Below are 20,517 nucleotides of genomic sequence, written 5' to 3'. Positions count from 1 at the left end.
CTCTCAATTAGCGGTCGAACCATCGGGTGGACGGCGGGCGGCCATTCTTCACAAGCCGTCACAGCGGCCAAAACGCAGGAGCCCTACCCGCCGTCCTCGAACGATCGACACACTACGACTGCACCGAAACCGCCCGAGCAACAAGGTAAGGAAAACGGGTAATCCGGCCGCGTAGCGGCTCCCGCCGGCGGTGCTCCGTCACCGCTGCGCGTGCGGAGCTCGCGCCCCGCCGGAGAAACGACGTCGGTAGGCTTCGGGCAGGTGACGCTTGATCACCCCGAACGGGAGAACGACATGAACGCCGTGATCTACCGCATTCGCTCCATCGCCGCATCGCTCCGCGCGAAGTTCACCACAGCGCCGACGGCGCTGCCGAAGGATCCGTTCGGGGAGCCGCCCCGCGAGGCTCACGACCCGCACTCGTATCAGGAAGAGTCGTGGAAGGCACCTGCGCCCTCCACGATCAACTTCCACTAAAGCCATGCTCCCCGGGGGACCCTTCTATGGGTTCTCGTCAAGTTGACGCAGCGATACGCCCGCTGGCTGTGATCCGTTGGCGATGATCGGGTGCGGCGGTCCGTTGCGGTCAGACGTGTTCTTGTGCCGACACTGACGTCCCCGGTCGGCGGTCCCCTGCACCTGGACGGAGCGCCGGAGCATGGGGAGAGTCACCCCGAACGATTGCTTCCTTCGGGCGCGCGTGTTGGACTGAACCGACATCAACGATCGGAGATCTCGATGTCCGAAGCACTTCTGATCATGGCTCTGGGCCTTGTCGTAACGGTCGGTTTCGCCGTAGGGGTCATCAGGCGGCGACGTTTCCGTGAAGCCGCGGCGCCAGCTGGTGCTGCGGCGAGTGTTCTTCGCGACGTGTACGCCGGCCGAGGGACAGAGCAACGCATGGCGGACGAGTTCGACGGCGAACCCGGTACGTCGATAACTCTCGACGGCCCTGACCCACTCCACACCTACGGCGTGAATCGCGCTCCGCACTCCACCCGCGAGTAGCCAGCCCTCGCGGCGCTACTGCGCCACGTAACGGGGGCAACCTGCGCCTCGCGCGTCATCCCGGTGACGTTATCGGCGTCATCCGGCTCTGCAGCGCTTCGAACAGCTCCCGGGAGATGTAACGCTTCACGCAGCGCCGGATCTCTCGAGCAGTTCGCCCTTCAGCTGTGCGGCGTGCGACGTAGGCGCGTGTGCGGGCCTCGGACACCATTCGCACTCTCGCGATGACGTCCAGCGCGCGGTTCAGTTGCCGGTCGCCACCTCGATTCAGCCGGTGCCGGGTTGTGTTCCCCGATGATGCGGGGATGGGGCTCACCCCAGCGAGTGCCGCGAACGCGGCTTCGCTCCGTACCCGCCCTGGATGCGAGTACGCAGCGACAGCAACAGCGGCGGTGACCGGCCCAACGCCGTAGATCTGCTGTAAACCCGGCGCGAGAAGCTCCACGAGCTCGGCGAGCGAGGCGCGATTCCTGAGCATCTGGTGGCCGAGTTCGATCACGATGGAAGCCAGCCGGACCGCTTCCGCTCGGATGATGCGCTCGGCGACATCTGTGCGCTCCGCATCTAAGCCTGCAAGCTGCTGCACACCGCGGTCGGTGAGCGCGCGTCTGGTATCGAGGCCGAAGTCTGCGGTGCGGACCAGCGCGTTGAGCTGGTTCCGGGCGCTCGTGCGACGGACCTCCATGTCGCGGCGGGCGTCGAGCGAGACCCGGAGGGCGTTGCGGAGCCCGTCTGCTTTCGGGCGGGTCAGCGCGTCGAGCTCGATGCTCATCGCTGAGGTCGCGGCAGCGATGGCGTCTATCTCATCCGTCTTGCCGCGGAGGCGGCTCGATTTCTTCGGTGGGCGGATCTCGCAGAACGCAATCGCGTCGCGCTGCAGTGCCCGACCCAGTGACGAGCCGTAGGAGCCGGTGCCCTCCAGCGCGAACAGGACTGATCCACTCGTGACGCTTCTGACCCAGGCGATCGCTCTGTCGATCGCCGTCGCCGTGACCGGGAACGCTTTCGTTCCGAGAATCTCGCCAGTCTTGGTGGCAATGATCGCGTAGGTATGCGTGCGAGCGTGGGTGTCGACTCCGACGACGTAGTCGTAGTGATGAGCGACGATCATGCGGCCTCTTTTCCTCAGGGGTCATCCGGGTGGGACGCGCCGCGGAGGCATCTCTCTAACGAGTCACACGACCCAAGTCGAGGACAACCTTCTATCAAGCCATCGCAGCATCACGCCGGTCTTGGCCGCCCGGGCGGACAGGTTCCCAGCAAGACACTGCGGTCAAGAGTGTGATGAGTCACGCCCGAGCAAGCCAGAACCAGCCTGACAGCCAGCACCTGGCCAGCCGAGACCATTAGAGAGTGTGAGGGGATCGCCCCTCGCGGGCCGGCTGGAAGGCCGGCCCTCCCCCACCTGCGACCCCTGCATGTGAGACCGAGATCCGACTGCTGGACGCGGCGGATCTGGGGCACACCGAGATCTGATCGTCGCTGAAGGCCGGGGTCCCGCTCCCGGCCTTCGTCATTTCTGGTCCCCACCCGGAAAGGGGCCGCCGCGGAGGGACATCTGCCCGTTCCTGCACGGATGTTCACGGTAACGTCAGCCGACTCCTCAGCGGCGAGGAGGTCGGCGGGAGCTCGTGCCCCCGCCTGCTGCCGCTCGGGGCACTCAGCGAGGACCGACCCAGAGGACGACCATGCGACGACGACACGCCCTGCTCCCTGGAGCGCTCACCGGACTGCTGCTGGCCTCCGGGCTCGTCGCCGGAGGGCCCGCCGCGGCTCCAGCGGCGGCCGCTCCGGTGGCCCCCGCTCCCGCCGCTCCCGCTCCCGCTCCGGACCGCCCCGTCGCGGCTCCAGACGCCGAGCCCACCGTGATCGAGCCGGAGGCGGACGCGACGACGCAGCAGGCCGCCCTCGCCCTCGACGCCGACTTCGTCGACGTCGAGATCCCGGCGCGCGCCCAGGTGCAGACGCACCGCGTGACGATCGCGCTCGTCGCTCCGCAGGGCACCGTCCCGGGCGGGTACACGACCGCCGACGCCGTCCGCGCCCTCGACCTCGTCGACCGGTTCTACTCCCGCGAGACCAGCGGGGCGATCCGCTTCGAGCTCGACCAGGTCGTCGACTGGCAGGTCGTCGACCAGCCGATCGGCTGCACGAACACGGGCGGACTGCAGGACTGGATCGCGCAGAGGACCGGCTGGCAGCGCGGACCGGGCAAGCACCTGGTCGCCATGGTGCCTGAGGGTGACCCGTGCCCGAACTGGGCCAACGGCGAGCAGTCCGGCGATCCCGATGACGGCGGACGCGCGTTCCAGCCCGGACCGGACGCGTACTTCCTCGCGCACGAGCTCGGCCACAACCTCTCGCTGCCGCACGCCTACAGCGTGAACTGCGCCACGACCCGCGACTACGCCTCCACCCCGCTGCCCGCGGACTGCCGCCGCGAGGAGTACGGCAACCGGACCGACGTGATGGGCGGCGCCTGGTCGTTCCTGCCGCTGTCGTCCCCGTCGCTGGCGCGCCTGGGCACGCTGCCGAACACCCGCCAGCCGGTCTGCGGCGCACCCCGCACCACGACGCTCGACACCCTCGGAGCCGGACCCGCCGGCCGGCGTGCGCTCACCTGGAACGACCCGCAGGACACGGGCATCCGCTACTGGGCGCAGTACAACGACCGCGCCGACACGACGTCCGACGGCGGCGCGTACACGAGTCCCTTCCAGGTGCGCCGCGACGTCTCGGGCGTGCAGATCCTGCGCTCGAACCCGGGCCAGCCGTACGCCGGCGACCTGCTCGAGCGTCCGGGCGACGCGAGCGAGGCGAACGAGTTCGTGCTCGCCGGAGAGAGCGCAGTGCTCAACTCCGGCATGTCCGTGCGGGTCGACCGGATCGACGAGCTCACCCGGACCGCGACGGTCACCGTGACCGTGCCGTGCACCGACTACGTCGGCGACATCGCTCCGCTCGCCTCGTCGACGAGCGCTTCGTACACCTCGCCGTGGACCTCGGTCGGAGCGGTCGCCGACGGCGCCGCCTCGACGATCTGGGGCTCCTGGCCCCGGGTCGGAGAGCAGCACGTCGAGCTGCGCTGGCCGAGCGCCGTGACCGTCGACAGCGCCTCGGTGCTGTTCGCGAGCGACGCGGCCGACGCCGACGGACGCGGGCTGATCCCCGCGCGGTCGTGGCGGGTCGAGCACCTGGTCGGCGACGTCTGGACTCCCGTGAGCGGAGCGGCTCCCGGCCGCGAGCGCGACGTGCTGAACCGCGCGACGTTCGCTCCGGTGACCACGACGGCGCTGCGGCTCGTGTTCACGGCGTGGGGAGCCGGCGAGTACGGCGGGTCCACGGGCGTGGCCGAGATCGAGGTGAACGGCATCGCCCTCGCGGCCTCGGCGGAGGCGCGCGGGACGCTGCAGAGCGTGCCGACCGCGACGACGCGCGACCTCGCGCAGTCCGTGCTGGTGCGCGACTCCTCCGGTCGCGCCCTCGCGGGCCGCTCGGTGGGCTTCGCGATCACCGGGCCGGCGGCCTTCGAGAGCGGAGCGACGACCGCCGCGGTGCTGTCGGGCGCCGACGGCGTCGCCGCGCTCCCCCGGATCCGCACCGGCTCCACCGCCGGCACCGTCTCGATCACCGCGCGCGTCGACGGCGTGACGACGGCGCTGGCCGGAGCGAGCGTTGCGCCCGGCGCCTCCGTCACCGCGAAGGCGACCTCGCGGCTGATCCTCGGGAAGGTCGTCGTCACGGTGACGGCGACGAACACCGGCCGCGCGGCCGCCGATCTGACCGTCGTGACGCCCTACGGCACGGCGTCCTCGGCCGCGGTCGCCCCGGGCGCCACGGTGACCAAGGTGTTCCGCACGGGCAAGAGCTCGATCGCCGCCGGCACCGGCACGGTCACGGCCGTCTCGGGCGCCTCGCGCGCGAGCGTCTCGGTGGTCATCCCGCGCGCGTGACCGGGACGGGGGCTGCCCGCCCGCCAGGACGACTCCGTCCGGGCGGGCGGCTGCTGTTGGCGTCGAGGTGACGCGCCCGGCGACGTGCCGCGGCGGAGTGATCGGGGGACACGATGAGGCGGACGACCGCAGGGATCGCACTGGCAGGAGCACTGCTGCTCGCCCTGACGGGATGCGCGGGCGGAGGCGGGACGGTGGGCGAGGTCCGACTTGTAAGCATGACAACAAGTCAGCGCGGCCCGCTCGTCAGAACAGAGGAGGGAGCTGCCCTGAGGTGAGGATCAGCCGCAGCCCGACCGCGAGAAGAGCGCCCGTCGCGATGACGACTCCGACGATGAGCCGCCGCTCAGCGGCGCTGTCCGCCGCGGCGATCCGGTTCGCTCGGATCGCCTCCTCCTGCTCGATCAGGCGGCGGCTCGTCTTCCGACTCAGCCCCGTCAGCCGCTCGCCGTGCAGGCGCACACGGTCGGCCTCCTGCTGGAGTCGGCCGCTGGACAGGCGCAAGAGCTGATGAGCCGCGCGCGCGGCCCCGGGCCGCTCATCGACACGGCTGCGCTCGATCACGTAGTCACCGCCGGGATGAGGAACGCGATCAGCGCGGCGGCGTGGTCGGTGCCGTCCTCCCGGACGGGGAACCCTCCGAGCACCCACACTCCGGGGAGGGTGAGCGTGTTGCGGACGCCCGCGAGCAGCCGTTCGGTGCTGTAGCTCTCGTGCTCCTCGTAGTAGTTGCGCTCGAACGCGACGATGAGGCCGATCTGCTCGGGCGTCGCGCATCCGGTGTCGGCGTCGATGACCGGTGCGGTGCGGGCGGGGTCCGGGGTGAGGAACGCGATCAGTGCGGCGGCGAGGGCGGAGCCGTCGTCCTCGACGGGCTCGGCGCCCGGCAGGGCGTGGGCGTTGCGGACGGCGGCGAGCATCACGTCGTCGCTGTCGTCGGCGTTCTGGTCCCAGTGAGCGCGCTGGTCGGTGATGATGAGGGCGACCTGATCGGGGGTCGCGAGGCCGGTGTCGGTGCGGTACATGGTCTGTTCCTCTCAGCGGGTTGCGGCCAGCGCGGTGTTGATGTCGACGGTGATCCCGCGCTCCGCGAGGCGGTCGAGGGTGGCGGGCTCCTTCGCGATCTGCTGCCAGCCCTCGGGCGAGATGACGACCGCGGGATCCCCGTCCGCGTCGTTGAAGACGACACAGGTGCGCGAGTCGAGAACGGCCCCGGTGCGCGGGCAGAGGATGTTCTTGCTGACGAGGTAGGTGACCGTCTGGTCACGGAGGATCGCTTCGAGGGTGTCCATGTGTGTTGCTCCTGCTCCTGGCTGATCGTTTTTCTTTGCCTCTCCGGCGGGGAAAACCGTTTGAGTGGAGCCGGCGGAGTGACACCGATCACGGGCGAAATAAGCCCGTAGGGCGCGTCCGGGATCGGTGGCACGCAGCCGGTGGAGCGAAATAGGTTGGAACCGCGGAGAGGTGAAGATTCTCAATCAGGTTTGTCAAGCCAGCGGGGGTGGTCTGGCTCGGTTGTTCTTCCTTCTCTCCCAGCGTTTTTTTGCCTGGAAGGCACGTAGTGCCGAGCAGGGTCGGAGGTGGGAGCGCAACCCGGAAGGCGGAGGAGGAGAGGTTGTCGGCGCGATGTGAGGGAGCGCAGCGACCGCGTGCCGAGAACGTCGGAGGAGCCGGCCGCGCAGCGGCTTTGCGTGGACGCCGGAGGCCCGTAAGCTGCCGAAGGCTTCCAGGCAAAAAATGCGCGCAGCGCAAAGCACCGCGCCGGCCGGAGGTCGGCGTCCATGTCGGTGCCCGCGTCCGAGATCGTCTGCGCACCAGGGGCGTGCTGCTCCATCGGGCCGCACGTGCTGCCTTTGTATGCAGTGCGTACCGCTGAGAAGCCGCATATCTCCGCGGAGTAGGCCGGTTCCGCCGCGCCACGGGTGCGAGCATGACCGTAGGAGGCCTGGATGCGTGACGCGGTGATGGTCGTCGAAGACGACGTCGAGATGGGCGAGCTCATCAAGCGGGGCCTCACCGGCGACGGCTACGACGTCGACCTGTTCTCGAACGGGGTCGACGCGCTCAATTCGGCGCGCGAAGCGGACTACTCCGCGGCGATCCTCGACGTGATGCTCCCGGGGATGAGTGGCTTCGAGATCTGCCGGCATCTGCGCGCGAGCGGTGCCACGCTCCCGGTGATCATGCTCACCGCCCGCGACGCCCTGCAGGACCGCGTGTTCGGCCTCGACGCGGGCGCCGACGACTACCTCGCGAAACCGTTCCACTTCGAGGAGCTCTCCGCCCGCCTCCGAGCGATGATCCGCAGAGAGCACCTCACGAACCGGGCACCGGTCGTGCTGGGAAATCTGCGCGTCGACCCCTACGCGCACGCCGCGACGGTCGACGGCGCCGTCCTGCCTCTGAGCCCCAAGGAGTTCGGCGTCCTCCGCGCGCTCGCGGCGCGCGCCGGGGACTTCGTGCCGCGGGAGGAGATCCTGCTCGAGGTGTGGGGGTCGGCGGAGTTCGTGGACCACAACATCGCGGAGCAGTACATCAGCTACCTCCGCCGCAAGCTGGCCGCGGACGGGGCGTCGGTCGAGATCCTCACCCGACGGGGTGCGGGCTATCGCCTCGGGGTGACGCCGTGAGGTGGCGGTCCCTGTCGATCCGGGTGCGGATCACGGTGTCGAGCCTGCTGGTCGCGATGCTGTTCTTCGGGATCGTCGCGGTCGTCGTGCGCGAGCAGCTCGATCATATCCTCGATGCCTCCACGATCGAGCTGGTCCGCTCGGGAGCGTCGCAGGCGCTGATCGAGGAGAGCCGCGACACCGCCGAGGCCGTCGTCGGCGGCGTCAGCACGACGCTCCTGATCGCCCTCGCGATCCTGTTCGTCGCGTTCGCTGTGACGTCCTGGGTCCTGGTCGGCCTCGCGCTGCGCCCCGTCGGCAGGATGCGCGCGATCGCCGACCGGCTGCGCCAGGGACGCTCCACCGAGCTGCTCCCGGTCGGGCCCGCCCGCGACGAGCTCTCCGACCTCGCCTCGACCCTGAACGCGCTGATCGCGGACCTGCGGGAGTCGGCGGACCGGGAGCGGCGGCTCGTCGCCGACGCGAGCCACGAGCTGCGCACCCCGCTCGCCGCGCTGCGCACCCGGCTCGAGCTCGCTGAGCGGGTCCGTGACGATCCGGCGGCTCTCTACGCCGATGTCGTCGACGCGCGCCGCTCGATCGACCGCCTGCAGTCCCTGACGGACGGGCTGCTGATCCTGTCGAGGATCGACGCGGGCATCGCTACCGGCGACGCCTCCTCGGCGGCTCTGCGGGAGGAGGTAGCCGACAGCGTCGACCGCGCCCGGATGCTCGCCCGCGAGCGGGACCTCGCGATCGACTTCGTCGCCCCCGCCTCGATCGTCGCCGCCCGGTACCCGATCTCCCCGACCGATTTCGGCCGGATCCTGGACAACCTGCTCGCGAACGCCGTCACTGCGACGCCCGCCGGCGGCAGCGTCAGCGCGACCCTCGTCGAGCGCGCCGAAGAGATCGTCCTCTCCGTCGACGACGACGGCCCGGGCGTTCCTGACGCGTTCCTCGCGGTCGCGACTGACCGTTTCACCCGCCCGGATGCCGCCCGCTCCCGCGACGGCGGCGCCGGCCTCGGGCTCGCGATCGTCGCCGGTCTCAGCCGCGCCGCCGGCGGCGAGCTCCGACTCCGCAACCTCGCCCCCCACGGCCTCGGTGTCGACGTCCGCATCCCCGCGACGCAGCCCCACCCGACCTCTCGCAAGGAGAACCGATGATCGACCCCCAATCCCTCCTCGACGGCGCCGGCCCCTGGGCGATCGCCCTGGTCTGCCTGATCGCCTTCGTCGAGACGGGCCTGCTGATCGGGTTCTTCCTCCCCGGTGACACCCTCCTCTTCTTCACCGGTGTCTTCGTCGCGACCGGCGTGATCTCCCTGCCGGTGCCGCTGGTGATCCTGATGGTCGCCGCCGCCGCGTTCCTCGGCGACCAGCTCGGGTTCGTCATCGGCCGCGCGAGCGGGCCGCGGATCTTCGAGCGCAAGGACAGCGGGCTCTTCAGCCGCTCGAGCGTCGCCCGCACCCAGTCGTTCTTCGACCGGTTCGGCGGCTGGGCGGTCACCATCGCCCGCTTCGTGCCGGTCGTGCGCACCTTCGCCCCCGTCGCCGCCGGCGTCGGGAAGATGCACTACGGCCACTTCGTCGGCTTCAACGCCCTCGGCGCCGCCGTCTGGTCCACCGGCGTGATCCTCCTCAGCTTCTTCCTCGGGCAGATCCCCGGCGTCGCGGACTTCGTGGGGAAGTACATCGACATCGTCCTCGTCGGCATCGTCGTGATCAGCCTCGCCGGCATCGCCCTCACCTACTGGCGGCAGAAGAACCGCGCCGGACGCGACGCCTGAGCCCAGCGCTCAGGGGGTCGCCGTGACGGCCGCGCGCGGTCGGCGGAGCGCGATCACCGCGACCAGCAGCAGGAACACCGCGAGGGCCGCGAGCGTGACCGGGCCGGTGCCCAGGCCCAGGCCCTTCTGGGCGACGGGATCCGCGAGCCAGTCGCAGACCGAGGCGCCGAGCGGTCGCGTGACGACGTAGGCGGCCCAGAACGCGAGGACCGCGTTCCGCCCCGTGAACCGGTGTGCGAGAGCGGGGATCGCGATGATCGCCGCGAACAGGACGGCGGAGGGCAGGTAGCCGAAGCCGAGGGTCGACGCGGTCAGGTCGCCCGCTGCGGTGCCGAGTGCGAACGTCCCCGAGACGGCGAGCCAGTAGAACGCGGCCCGGCGCGGCGTCGTGATCGAGTGGATCGACAGCGTCCGCTCTACCCGCCACCACACGAGGAAGACCGCCGCGAGAGCCACCGCGAACCCGAGGGTGGAGACGAGGTACGGGACACCGGCGACCACGTGTAGCACGTCGGCGGCCATCGTGCCGAAGACACTCACCATCAGCACCGCCAGCCAATACACCCAGGGGACGTACCGGCGGGCTGCGAACTGCAGCGCCAGCGCGGCGAGGAACGCGAGCCCGGTCACTCCGACAACGATCACCGGGTCGAACGCGGTCGCGAGGAAGTCCGACGCCGTCTCGCCCATCCCCGTCGTCAGCACCTTGAGGACCCAGAACAGCGCCGTCGCCTCGGGCACCGTCGAGGCGGCGTAGCGGCCGGCGAGGAGGCGGGAGCGGATCCGAGGGAGCGGAGGTCGGCGCTGATCGGTGAGGTGCGTCATGCCGCCATGGTCGGGCAGTCTGCGGCACCCGGGGCTGGGGGCTTCGCCGGGTCCGTTGAACAAGCGCACAGCGACCCGCTCACCGGCAGCGCTGCCCGCTGCCTTCCGCCGTCATCTGGTCGGACGGTGCCCGGAGAAGCGCCGCCAACGGAACGACGGTGATGCAGCACGTTCGGTGTGCAGCCTGACCGCGAGCGGCGCCCAGACGATCAACGCCACCCCGGCGCCCAGGAGCAGCCCGCCGACGGTGTCGGAGATCCAGTGCGCACCGAGGTAGGTGCGGCTGAGCATCATCGCCACCGTGTAGAGGGCACCGGCGATCCGGACCCACCACAGGGGGAAGACGATCGCGAGGACAACCGCGGTCGTGGCCGCGTTCGCGCTGTGTCCGGAGGGGAAGGAGCCGAAGTCGGCGTTCACGAGGATCTCCAGCGGCCGTGGACGCCCGACCGCGTTCTTGAGGATCTGCACCAGCAGCCCGCTGAGCGGCGCGGCGATCGCGAAGTACGTCGCAGCCCAGCGACCGCGCCAGAGCAGCAGCGCCGCGAAGACGACCAGAGGAATCACGATCGTGCCGACGATCCCGCCGCCGAGGCTGTTCATCACCAGCGACGGCACCAACCAGAACGTCGACCGGTGCTCGATGATCTCGTTCATCCACGCGGTGTCGAACCCGAACGGCTTGTCGTGCTCCCGGTAGAAGATCAGCGCGGCCAGAAGTCCCGTGAGCAGCACCGCGAGGCCCGCCGAGATCAGCGGCCAGCGTCGCGCCGCCCGATAGGCGATCGCACCATCGGCCAGGGGTCCGCTGTTCGGCATCAGTGCCGTCCTCCTCGCTCGGCGCGCAGCACGCCGGAGGAGTCCACGCTACGAATGCGCGGGCTCCGGGTGCGGAGGATTCCCCCGCATCCGTTGTGAAAGCACAGAACCTGAGCCCATCGGCTCGGTACCGACCTGGTCGAACCGCGGAGCTTCGGGTCGTTGTGAGCAAACACAACGCAGCACGGCGCATCCCGAGCCGCCGCCCACGTCCCGGCTGGGACTCTGCGGGCATGGACATCTCAACGACGGCAGCACCGTCCCGCGGCCGACGGCTGCTCAGCAAGGTCCCCGAGGTCACGATCTGGTTCTGGATAATCAAGATCCTCTGCACCACGGTCGGTGAGAGCTTCGCCGACTGGATCAACATGGTCCTCGGCGTCGGCCTCATCGCGACGGCTGTGATCTTCATCATCGTCACCGCGGTCGTGCTCGCCGTGCAGATGCGGCTGCGACGCTACGTGCCCGCCGCGTACTGGCTGACTGTCGTGGTGATGAGCGTCACCGGCACCCTGCTCACCGACATCCTCACCGACCAGCTCGGAGTGCCTCTCCGGGCCAGCTCCCTCGTCTTCTCGCTGCTGCTCGTGATCGTGTTCGGCGTCTGGTATTCGAAGGAGCGCACCCTCTCGATCCACAGCATCGACACCACCCCGCGGGAGGCGTTCTATTGGGTCACCGTCCTGGTCACCTTCGCGCTCGGCACCGCCCTCGGCGACTGGACTCTCGAGCTCACCGGCTGGGGCCCTGGCGTCTCGATCCTCCTGCCCCTCACGCTGCTCGCGATCGTCACCGGCCTCTGGCGCTACGGCGCGAACCCGGTCCTCGCGTTCTGGATCGCCTACATCCTCACCCGCCCCCTCGGCGCCAATATCGGCGACTGGCTCGGCCTGTCCCCCGACGAGCAGGGCCTCGGGCTCGGCACCTTCGTCACCAGCATCATCTTCCTGCTCGCGATCCTCGCCACCGTCGTCTACCTCTCCCTCAGCAAGGCCGATGTCGACAAGGGCGCATCCGAGCACTACACCACGCCAGTCGCCCGCGAACGCCGTTCACTCGTCGCCTTCGCGGTCCTCGCCGTCGCCGTCGTCGGGCTGCTCGCCTTCACCAACAGCCAGCCGCACACCAGTCCGGCACCGGAAGGCGCAGCCCCGGCCTGCGATGCGTCGGGAACGCTGTCCGCAGCTGACGCGAAGGCATCCGTTCAGACCGACTTCCCCTCCGCCGACGTGCAGAACTTCCAGACGATCACCGCCGACACCCTCGCCCTCGTCACCAGCGGCGATCAGGCCGGCGCGAAAGCCCGCGCCACCGACCTTGAGACCGCCTGGGACGACGCGGAGCCCGCACTGAGCGCCGCGAACTGCCAGACGTGGACCTACGTCGACCAGCAGATCGACCCCGTTCTCTCCTCCGTCCGCGCCGGCAGCCCCGACCCGGTTGTCGAGAAGACGAGCATCCAGGACCTGCTGACCACTCTCGCCGGACGCTGACATGAGGCGTCAAGGTCTTCTTTTGCGACCCGAATCTGGCCTCCTCCGACCAATTGATCACTGCCGCCCTGCCCTGCCGCCGCCGCAGCGGCATCAGCGCGACTCAACACATCGATCGGAACCGGTCGGTGACAAATCGGTCCGCTACTGAACCCATGCTCGAGCTCGTAGACGCACTCCGAGCACACGGGGCTGCCGACCAGGCCGGCGTCCGCGAGGTGCTCCACCCAGGGGTGCGAGCACTCACCACAAACCTCAGCGAGCAGAACCCGGAACCGGGCGCGGCGCGAACGGCGAGCGTCAGCTCGCCGGCGCCACTGCGAGAGGCCGACCATCACGTGAGCGTAGCGAGCGCGCCACCAAGCAATCGCGCGCTTCGCCTCATCCGCATCGCCTCTGGCGTCCCGTTTGGGGATTCCCATACGGACGGTAACTAAGGATCTATCCGGCGGTGATCAGCTCGCCGGGCGCACCGAGAGACGCGAGGTCGACATCGCCCTGTGACGTCAGGAGCTCTCCGCTGATCCCGTCGTAGACGGCGGTGAAGACGTCCACCCGATCGAGGTCGAAGCCATAGGGCACGTCTGTTCTCTCCGCGGGCGCGTGCACGGTCAGCGCCCAGACCGGCTCGTCCTGTGCGACCCAGTAGTGGTCCGCGAGAGCGGGGTCATACGCGGCGAGCTCCTCGTACGTGGTTCCGACCGCGTAGATCGGGTACTGCTTCTTCTCCTCCGCACTGAGCGTCGAGAGGAGTCTTCCGGTGCCGTTGGCCAGGTCGAGCGCCGGATTTGTCAGCTGCTGGACGTCGATGATCGGCCCCTCAGAGGCGGCGGCGGCGATGGGGGTGCCCGGCGGGCCCTCTGTCGGGACGGTGGGTGTCAGGGACTCCGTCATCTCTGTTGGTTCGGCAGGCGTCTCGGTGGAGATGGGGGTCGTGCTGGCGGTGGCGTCGATGGTGACGGGGCCGGAGCGGATGCGCATCGTCGTGGAGGTCTGGGTGAGGCTGACGTCCTCGGCGCCCAGCACGTCCATGAGCCACTGCTCTCGTTCGTCGGCGGCGTCGAGGCAGCCGACGTACGTCGTCGCGGGGCCCCCGCTGACGACCCACACGGACGTCTGCAGACCCGCGGACTGGAGGTCGTAGGTCAGCGTGTTGCACGGCCCGTCGACGCTGAGCTTCGACCGGCCGTCGATGCCGATGATGCGAAGGCTGACGGGGTGATCGAGCAGCCATCCGCTCGATCCCTGGTCACCGACGACCGAGGTGGTCTCGTAGACGGACCTGGTCGCGTCCTCGGCGCTGAGCAGCTCACCGGGTATCTGCGTCGTCGGTGGGGAACCGGGGCTGCTGGCGCTCGTCGCGCATCCACTGACGAGGAGCGCCGCGGAGAGGCAGAGGATGGTGAGGGCGAGTGTTTTCGTGCGTCGGAAGGTCACTGGTCGACTCCGGTCCGCGTCGCGGGCGGGTTGGTGCAGTCGACTGTGGTGGTCAGTCCCGTGAAGATCTCGATCCGGCCGCCCTCCTGGCACACCTGGGTTCCTGCGAGGGAGAACAAGGCGGCGTCCGTTCCGTCTCCGTTGGTGCCCGCGAGCGCAGCACACGCCGCGGCGAGCGACGCAGTGGACTGCTTCGCGGGCGTCTGGATCTCGCCCGACAGGGCAACGCCCTGCCCGTCCGGCTCCCAGCAGGTGACGGGCGCTGCGACCGGAGTGCCGCGCTCGGTCGTCACCGCCGTGAGGACTGCCGCGCTGAGGACGGCGCCGGCGATGCCGGCGAGCGTCACCGCCGCGGCCTGGCGAAGACGTCGGCGGCGGCGGATGCGGTGCGCGAGGCGTGCGCTGATGCGCTCGAGCTGCTCATCGCTCAGGTCACGACTGTCCATGGTCCTCTGTCCGTTCCGTCAGGGCTCTCGTCACCGATGCCCGTGCCCGCGAGAGGCGATTGCGGACCGTCCCGCGGGACAGGCCGAGGGAACGCGCGGCATCGCTGTAGCTGAGGTCGTCCTCGATGCACGCCGTCCAGATCGCGCGGTCCGTCGCGCTCATCTGCTCGACCAGACGTCGCACGTCCAGCAGCCGCTCGCTCGCCTCCGCGTCGACGCCGCGAGAGGCGGTGTCGTCGGAGAGGGGCAGGTGGCGTCGGCGCTGCTCGCGGCGATTGGTCGAGAAGCTGAGGTTGCGTACCGTGACCAGCAGCCAGGGCAGCACCGACTCCCCCACGATGCGCACGCCCGAGCGGCGCTGCCAGAGCAGGAAGAAGCTCTCCTGCACGACGTCCTCGGCATGACCGGCGTCCGCGAGGAAGCTTCCCGCGGCGCGGTAGACCGCGCGGCCGTGCATCCGGAAGAGAACGTCCAGCGCCGACGGGTCACCGCCGCGAAGACGATTTACCAGCGTCACCTCAGCAGCACCGACCATCCGACATCACCCCCTCAGTAGTGAATGCCCTCAGAGCACGGTTTCGTCTCAAACTTCACGAACGAACATCGCCGGTCCCGCAATGCGTCTGTGAACGATCGCCTTGCGGACGCTCTCGGTCGCGAGCCGGTTGCTCCTCGTGGTGAGAGCCGCATCACGCCTACTCTTCTCCCGTGGGCGGACTCGAGCTGGGCAGCGGTCGAGGCCGTTTCTCGCCCATTGAGGGGAGACGCCGTGGTTGAAGGTCTGGACAGTTGGGATCCGAGCGGGCTCTCGCCGGACCGGCAGACGCCACCCCGCCAACGACGGTCGGTGAGACTGTCGATCGCGCTGGGCGCTCTAGCCGTCGTGGCGGCCGCGGTTCTGTGGGTAGGTGATCTGCTGTTCGGAGTGCATGGCCCTTCCCACTACGTCAGCATCACCAACGACACCGGAGCCTCACTCACCTGGTCCTGCTCCTGGTCCGATCTTCACCTCGCCGCCGGGGAGACGGGTCAGCTGCGCATCCTCGACCAGCCCGACCAGGACTACGGCTGCGTCCCACAAGCAGCGACCCCCTTCGTAGCGGCGGCGCACAACAACGACATCTGCCCGTCACTGAACTCCATGACCGAGGGAAGGCAGTTCACGGCAACCGACTTCGCGAAGACCTACCGCTGCCCGTAGCTGATGCGCGCTTGCGGCGTCGTTCCGAGCTGGCTCGACAGCTGTTCGGGATCATCGCGTCGGGCGGGCGCACCGAGAGCAGCTGTCGGCACGTCCCCCTCGGTCCGGAGGACGGCTAGACCGGCGTCGTACACGGGAGCGCAGAGAACGGCTGCAGCCGCGATCGTCGCTCCCGCGACGACGAAAGGGCGTCCGCGCTCTCTGGGCTCATCCACGAGCCCGGCCACGAGCAATGCGCTGTGGCCCCTGAGGGAACTGCGGCCACTCCATCCGGTCGCCCCAACCTCACGAGAAAGGGAAGAGCGGGGATGACGGCGGATGACCTGCTCTCCCTCAACCCGTTCCGCTTCCCTTCGGACGAGATTCTGCGTGTCGGTGAAGTGCTGAAGTCCTCTGTCGCTGCGCGATGACCTCCCTGCGGGGCGCTCGCAGCCGCCTCTGTTGTTCCGGTTCTTGATCGATCCCGTGGAGTGCAGTGCATGATGTCCCGATGACCGTTGGAGAGCCCCCGCGACCGAGTGCAGCGACGCCCGTCGTTCTCGCCTTGGTCTTCGGCGGTCTCGCAGCCGTCATGGGAGCGGTTGCCTCCATCTACATGTGGGACCCGAGCGAGACGTGCCGGACCCGCGGCGGAGGCAGCCTGACCGGAGAGGGGTTCCTCTGGAACCCGCTGTGCTCGGACGGTTCGACCGTTCAGCCGACATGGATGACGTTGACGACTGCTGCGGCGTTGATCGCGGCTGTGACATGCGTCGTCCTCGCGGCCATCCGACGAGCTGAACGCGACGGACAGGAAACGGCGTCGTCCGACGTTCTGCACGACTTCTCGCGCCGGACCCTGCCGGAGGACAACCGGCTCCGCAAGCTGGGCGACGAATGGTGAGAGACGGCGGCTCCCAGGGGTTCTATCGTCCCGCCGTCGCGATGCGGCGTGCGTCGGTCCACGAATCGGCGTTCAGGTGATCGCTCGACGATCCCCATACGGGACGCGCACAAGGCGCTCGGGTTCGCGAGACTGAACTGATGTCGGGGTTGCTGGTCATCGATCTCGTGTCGCGCGTGATCAGAGCCCGCCGCGGCCGAGCCGCGACGCACGAGAGGTGACGCGCCCGACGTCGGGAACCAGCACGCCTCATGATCCACGGCGACGGAGGACAGGACATCAACCGGCCGATCTGCGGCGTCGACTCAGCGCCCAGACGAGCGCGCCCGCAAGGAGCACCGCGCAAGTCAGCCCGACGACGTGCAGGACCAGCGACGGCACTCCGTTCTCGGGGAGCAGGAAGCCGTACGGCACCCACCCGTCGGTCGCTCCGCGGACGAGCACGACGACGACCCAGACGATCGGGTAGGGCAGGACCACCCACAGCCGGCGCCAGGAGAGCGGTCCGCGGTCGGCGACGACGATCCAGTCGAGGAGGACGAGCGCGGGGAGCACCACGTGCAGGACGGCGCTGACCCAGAGCGGGGCCGTCCCGGTACCGGGAACGAGGGTGTTGTAGATCACGGCGACGACGATCGAATAGGACGTCGCCGCGCCGCGGACGTACCTCAGCCACACCGGAGTCAGACGGCGGGCGAGCGCGACCGATCCGGCGACGATCAGCACCGCGCTCGCGAGGAGGCTGGTCTGGTTCGTGAAGTAGCCGAAGTAGTCGAACGGATTCGACTCGCCGGCCACGATGCTCAGCGCGTAGGTGTGGAGGATCACCGCGACCGCGGCTGCACCGACGGCGATGCGCGCTACACCCACGAATGGGCGGGTCGGTGCCGGGGAACTCATCGGGTCAGCCTAGGAGCCGTCGGGCTTCCTGATGACCCGCAGCAGACCGGCTGACAGCGGTCAGCCCGCCGGCACCGTCCGCATCTCCTCGCCCACCGAGGTGTGCAGATCGCCGCTTCGACTGGGGCTCTGCACCATCGATGACTCTGTCCGAGTGCGAATGACGGGGGTCCGTGTCACCCTGACTGCATGGGTTAACTCCCGGCCGGCGCTGGGCTCTGCCTCTCCCCTGCGTCTCTTCTCAGCCGGTGCAGCACCGACGGGATTGGGCAGGCTCTCCTGGCTAGCGCTCCCGCGGGGCGGGTGCTTGCATGGCCCTCATGTCGACCCCGTCCACGCCTCCGCCCTCCTCGCCCCGCGCGGAACCGCACGACAGCGCGATCTCAGGTCGGCTGAACTGGTTGCGAGCGGGCGTGCTGGGCGCGAACGACGGCATCGTCTCGGTCGCCGCTCTCGTCGTGGGTGTCGCCGGTGCGACGACCGCGACGGCACCGATCCTGACGGCGGGTGTCGCGGATGTCGTCGGCGGTGCGATCTCGATGGCGCTGGGCGAGTACGTGTCGGTGAGTAGCCAGAGCGACAGTCAGCGTGCGCTGATCACAAAGGAGCGCGTCGAGCTGGCCGAGGATCCCGACGGGGAGCTGGAAGAACTCGCCTGGCTCTATCGAGCGCGTGGCCTGACCCCGGAGACAGCGCATCAGGTCGCCCGCGAGCTGACCGAGAACGACGCTCTGACCGCACATCTGGAAGCGGAACTGGGGTTGAACGAGGAAGCGGTCGCCAGCCCGCTCGCCGCCGCCGGCGCCTCGGCGCTGGCGTTCCTCCTGGGAGCCGTGCTGCCGCTGCTGGCGATCCTGCTCCCTCCGCCGGACTGGAGGGTTCCGGTGACCTTCGCCGTGGTGCTGATCGCCCTCGCCGCGACCGGATACATCAGCGCACGGGTCGGCGGCAGCCCGGCTCTGCGCCCGATGATACGCATCGTCGTCGGCGGCGCGCTGGCCCTCGCCGCGACGTTCCTGATCGGGTCGCTGCTCGGCACGTCCGGCGCGATCTGATGTCCCGGATCCTCGTCGTCGAGGACGACCCGCAGATGGGCGCCCTCGTCGAGCGAGGACTGCGGGAGGACGGCTACGACGTGCAACTCGTCGACAACGGTGTCGATGCGCTGATCGCCTTCACGGCGGAAGATGTCGACGTCGCCGTCGTCGACGTCATGCTGCCGGGGATGACCGGGTTCGAGGTCTGCCGTCGGATGCGCGAGTCGGGCAGCACCGTCCCGGTCGTGCTGATCACGGCGCGGGACGCCGTCGAGGACCGGATCTTCGGGCTGGACTCGGGCGCCGACGACTACGTCACGAAGCCGTTCCACTTCGGCGAGCTGAGCGCCCGGATCCGAGCACAGATCCGGCGCCGAGCCAGCGGCCCGCAGCCAGTGGTCCAGATCGGAGCGCTGCGCCTGGATGCCCTGTCCGTGCGCGCGACGGTCCGAGAGCGTCCCTTCGCGCTGAGTGTCAAGGAGCTCACGCTGCTGCGCTTCTTCGCCGTGCATCAGGACGAGGTACTGACCCGGACGGAGATCCTCGCCGAAGTGTGGGGGTCCACGGAGACGTTCGAGCCGACCCTCGTGGATCAGTACGTCAGCTACCTCCGCAAGAAGCTCGCCCTCGCCGACACAGGCCTCCGGATCACGACCGTCCGCGGCGCCGGATACCGGCTGGAGCGCGCCGAGTGAGGCTGCTGCGCTCCCTGTCGATCCGCTCCCGGATCACCCTCGGCAGCCTCTTCGTCGCGCTGATCGGGGTCGGCGTGATCACCCTCGTGCTGCACGGGCAGTTCCGCAGCATCGTCGTCGCGTCCGAGGTGACCCTCGCCGAGGGCGACCTCGCCCCGTATCTCGCCGATCTGAGATCGGACCCGACCGAGACCCCCGACCCTCCGGCCGAGGGGATCCTGATCTTCGCGCGCGCTCCCGGCGGGGCGGTCCCCGTCGACACGATGCCGCACGACGTCCACGAGGTTCTGGAGCGCAGCACCGGCAGCGACGGCACCTCGACGGTGATGACCGACGAGGACGTCCGGTTCACGATCGTCTCCCGGACCCTGGACACGAGTGCGGGCACGTGGGAGCTGTGGGCGGCGCGCAGCGGCGCCGGCAGCGACCTGACCGTCTCGGCCCTGGACCGGACGCTGCTCGTCAGCGCCGCGGCCCTCGTGATCCTGTCCGCCCTCGCCGCATGGCTGCTCACCGGCGCCGCCCTGCGTCCGGTCGAGCGGATGCGCCGCACCGCCGCGTCCCTCGGCGACCGGGACGGCGGCAAGCTCCCCGTCGGCCCGGCGGCTGACGAGCTGTCGGACCTGGCGGAGACGTTGAACGCCTTCATCGCCCGGACGCGGGACACCGCGGATCGGGAGCGGCAGATGGTGTCCGCGGCCAGCCACGAGATCCGCACGCCGCTGGCCGTCGTCATCACCCAGCTCGAACTCGCGCACCGGCACTTCGGCGACGCGGACGCCCTCGAAAAGGAGATCCGCGCCGCCGAGGGATCCCTCGCCCGCCTGTCCCGCCTGGCGACGAACCTCCTCGAGCTCTCCCGCCTGGACGCCGCACCGCCCGCCGCGACGCGCTCGACGGCGAGCGAGCTGGAGACCGAGCTGATGGACTCCGTCGACCGGCTGAGGACGATCACGGGCGGCGCCGGCCCCGACATCGAGCTCGACACCGCGATCGAGCGCGCCGACGCGCCCTACCCGCTCTCGGTGAGCGCGTTCTCGCGGATCCTCGACAATCTCGGCGCGAATGCGATCGCCGCAACACCTCCTGCCGGACGCATCACCCTCCTCCTCGAGCAGCACGATTCCACCCTCGAGCTGAGCGTCCGGGACACTGGGCACGGCATCCCGGAGGAGTTCGTGCCGCACGCGTTCGAGCGCTTCTCTCGACCCGACGAGGCGCGCACCAGCCGCGACGGCGGCAGCGGGCTCGGGCTCGCCCTCGTCGCAGCTCTCGTTGACACCGCGGACGGATCGGTCACCATCGAGAACTGTCGACCCGCCGGAGTGAGGGTGACGGTCGTGCTGCCCGAGCGGTGACATGTGAGACCTCGAACACGAATCGGACTCCGGCGGGGAATCGGCACGCATTCCTCATAGT

General features: G+C 69.6%; 21 protein-coding genes. 11 read left to right on the top strand and 10 right to left on the bottom strand.

Translation table 11 applies throughout. The features are described from left to right. Positions 1-261 precede the first annotated feature (261 nt). Positions 262-477, top strand: a complete 216-nt coding sequence (locus tag C5C71_RS08440; RefSeq protein WP_146076862.1) for a hypothetical protein — start codon at positions 262-264, stop codon at positions 475-477. A 586-nt stretch (positions 478-1,063) separates the two neighbouring features. On the opposite strand, the gene C5C71_RS08435 is transcribed toward C5C71_RS08440, so the two are convergent. Further along, the gene (locus tag C5C71_RS08435; protein ID WP_104337518.1) at positions 1,064-2,119 is read right to left on the bottom strand and encodes an IS110 family transposase; all 1,056 of its coding nucleotides are present in this window, start codon (positions 2,117-2,119) and stop codon (positions 1,064-1,066) included. Positions 2,120-2,696: 577 nt separating this feature from the next. Between C5C71_RS08435 and C5C71_RS17575 the strand changes: the two genes are divergently transcribed. Next, positions 2,697-4,961: an Ig-like domain-containing protein gene (locus C5C71_RS17575; protein ID WP_181027133.1), complete on the top strand. Its 2,265-nt coding sequence runs from the start codon at positions 2,697-2,699 to the stop codon at positions 4,959-4,961. Between the two features lie 246 nt (positions 4,962-5,207). Here the strand turns inward: C5C71_RS17575 and C5C71_RS08425 are convergent, their stop codons facing one another. From C5C71_RS08425 to C5C71_RS08415, 3 genes are read right to left on the bottom strand one after another with little or no spacing between them, the layout of a single operon-like run. Then, entirely contained in the window at positions 5,208-5,465 is a 258-nt protein-coding gene (locus C5C71_RS08425) for a hypothetical protein (protein ID WP_146084446.1), read from the bottom strand. A gap of 56 nt (positions 5,466-5,521) precedes the next feature. Then, positions 5,522-5,986 carry a hypothetical protein gene (locus C5C71_RS08420; RefSeq protein WP_104337517.1) on the bottom strand — a complete coding sequence of 155 codons (465 nt, stop codon included), beginning with the start codon at positions 5,984-5,986 and terminating at the stop codon, positions 5,522-5,524. A 12-nt stretch (positions 5,987-5,998) separates the two neighbouring features. Further along, complete coding sequence (locus C5C71_RS08415) at positions 5,999-6,253, bottom strand: hypothetical protein (RefSeq protein WP_104223237.1); 255 nt, start codon at positions 6,251-6,253, stop codon at positions 5,999-6,001. 657 nt (positions 6,254-6,910) lie between these two features. On the opposite strand from C5C71_RS08415, the gene C5C71_RS08410 reads away from it, so the two are divergent. Genes C5C71_RS08410 through C5C71_RS08400 form a run of 3 tightly spaced genes read left to right on the top strand, consistent with a single transcriptional unit; the run spans position 6,911 to position 9,362 of the window. Continuing rightward, the gene (locus C5C71_RS08410; RefSeq protein WP_104337516.1) at positions 6,911-7,591 is read left to right on the top strand and encodes a response regulator transcription factor; all 681 of its coding nucleotides are present in this window, start codon (positions 6,911-6,913) and stop codon (positions 7,589-7,591) included. Further along, a complete protein-coding gene (locus tag C5C71_RS08405) occupies positions 7,588-8,739 on the top strand; it encodes a cell wall metabolism sensor histidine kinase WalK (protein ID WP_258068685.1) in 1,152 nt (383 codons plus the stop codon). Before C5C71_RS08410 ends, C5C71_RS08405 begins: the two co-directional genes overlap by 4 nt. Continuing rightward, positions 8,736-9,362: a DedA family protein gene (locus C5C71_RS08400; protein ID WP_104337515.1), complete on the top strand. Its 627-nt coding sequence runs from the start codon at positions 8,736-8,738 to the stop codon at positions 9,360-9,362. The genes C5C71_RS08405 and C5C71_RS08400 overlap by 4 nt, the downstream gene beginning before the upstream one ends. A 9-nt stretch (positions 9,363-9,371) precedes the next feature. Here C5C71_RS08400 and C5C71_RS08395 read toward each other — a convergent pair whose 3' ends face one another. Together C5C71_RS08395 and C5C71_RS08390 are read right to left on the bottom strand one after the other, a co-directional pair. Further along, positions 9,372-10,187, bottom strand: coding sequence for a hypothetical protein (locus C5C71_RS08395; protein WP_104288416.1), 816 nt, complete (start codon positions 10,185-10,187; stop codon positions 9,372-9,374). Between the two features lie 111 nt (positions 10,188-10,298). After that, positions 10,299-11,006: a phosphatase PAP2 family protein gene (locus tag C5C71_RS08390; protein WP_104337514.1), complete on the bottom strand. Its 708-nt coding sequence runs from the start codon at positions 11,004-11,006 to the stop codon at positions 10,299-10,301. A 233-nt stretch (positions 11,007-11,239) separates the two neighbouring features. Between C5C71_RS08390 and C5C71_RS08385 the strand changes: the two genes are divergently transcribed. Then, positions 11,240-12,499 carry a hypothetical protein gene (locus C5C71_RS08385; RefSeq protein ID WP_104337513.1) on the top strand — a complete coding sequence of 420 codons (1,260 nt, stop codon included), beginning with the start codon at positions 11,240-11,242 and terminating at the stop codon, positions 12,497-12,499. 441 nt (positions 12,500-12,940) lie between these two features. Here C5C71_RS08385 and C5C71_RS08380 read toward each other — a convergent pair whose 3' ends face one another. From C5C71_RS08380 to C5C71_RS08370, 3 genes are read right to left on the bottom strand one after another with little or no spacing between them, the layout of a single operon-like run. Continuing rightward, the gene (locus C5C71_RS08380) at positions 12,941-13,936 is read right to left on the bottom strand and encodes a hypothetical protein (RefSeq protein ID WP_104337512.1); all 996 of its coding nucleotides are present in this window, start codon (positions 13,934-13,936) and stop codon (positions 12,941-12,943) included. Next, the gene (locus C5C71_RS08375) at positions 13,933-14,382 is read right to left on the bottom strand and encodes a hypothetical protein (protein WP_104247077.1); all 450 of its coding nucleotides are present in this window, start codon (positions 14,380-14,382) and stop codon (positions 13,933-13,935) included. The genes C5C71_RS08380 and C5C71_RS08375 overlap by 4 nt, the downstream gene beginning before the upstream one ends. Continuing rightward, positions 14,369-14,917, bottom strand: a complete 549-nt coding sequence (locus tag C5C71_RS08370) for an RNA polymerase sigma factor (protein WP_104337511.1) — start codon at positions 14,915-14,917, stop codon at positions 14,369-14,371. Before C5C71_RS08370 ends, C5C71_RS08375 begins: the two co-directional genes overlap by 14 nt. Before the next feature lie 312 nt (positions 14,918-15,229). On the opposite strand from C5C71_RS08370, the gene C5C71_RS08365 reads away from it, so the two are divergent. Continuing rightward, on the top strand, positions 15,230-15,583 hold the full coding sequence (locus C5C71_RS08365) for a hypothetical protein (RefSeq protein WP_104238916.1): 354 nt from the start codon (positions 15,230-15,232) through the stop codon (positions 15,581-15,583). 490 nt (positions 15,584-16,073) lie between these two features. Then, on the top strand, positions 16,074-16,466 hold the full coding sequence (locus C5C71_RS08360) for a hypothetical protein (RefSeq protein ID WP_104268940.1): 393 nt from the start codon (positions 16,074-16,076) through the stop codon (positions 16,464-16,466). Positions 16,467-16,745: 279 nt separating this feature from the next. Here C5C71_RS08360 and C5C71_RS08355 read toward each other — a convergent pair whose 3' ends face one another. Next, the gene (locus C5C71_RS08355; protein ID WP_104337510.1) at positions 16,746-17,366 is read right to left on the bottom strand and encodes a Pr6Pr family membrane protein; all 621 of its coding nucleotides are present in this window, start codon (positions 17,364-17,366) and stop codon (positions 16,746-16,748) included. A gap of 311 nt (positions 17,367-17,677) precedes the next feature. Between C5C71_RS08355 and C5C71_RS08350 the strand changes: the two genes are divergently transcribed. Genes C5C71_RS08350 through C5C71_RS08340 form a run of 3 tightly spaced genes read left to right on the top strand, consistent with a single transcriptional unit; the run spans position 17,678 to position 20,456 of the window. Further along, the gene (locus C5C71_RS08350; protein WP_104337509.1) at positions 17,678-18,421 is read left to right on the top strand and encodes a VIT family protein; all 744 of its coding nucleotides are present in this window, start codon (positions 17,678-17,680) and stop codon (positions 18,419-18,421) included. Next, positions 18,421-19,098, top strand: coding sequence for a response regulator transcription factor (locus C5C71_RS08345; RefSeq protein WP_104337508.1), 678 nt, complete (start codon positions 18,421-18,423; stop codon positions 19,096-19,098). Before C5C71_RS08350 ends, C5C71_RS08345 begins: the two co-directional genes overlap by 1 nt. Beyond that, a complete protein-coding gene (locus tag C5C71_RS08340) occupies positions 19,095-20,456 on the top strand; it encodes a cell wall metabolism sensor histidine kinase WalK (RefSeq protein ID WP_104337507.1) in 1,362 nt (453 codons plus the stop codon). The genes C5C71_RS08345 and C5C71_RS08340 overlap by 4 nt, the downstream gene beginning before the upstream one ends. The last annotated feature ends 61 nt before the right edge of the window (positions 20,457-20,517 follow it).

It is taken from the genome of Rathayibacter sp. AY1C1, assembly GCF_002932105.1.
Lineage (GTDB): Bacteria > Actinomycetota > Actinomycetes > Actinomycetales > Microbacteriaceae > Rathayibacter.
This window is presented reverse-complemented; position numbering and strand designations above follow the sequence as displayed.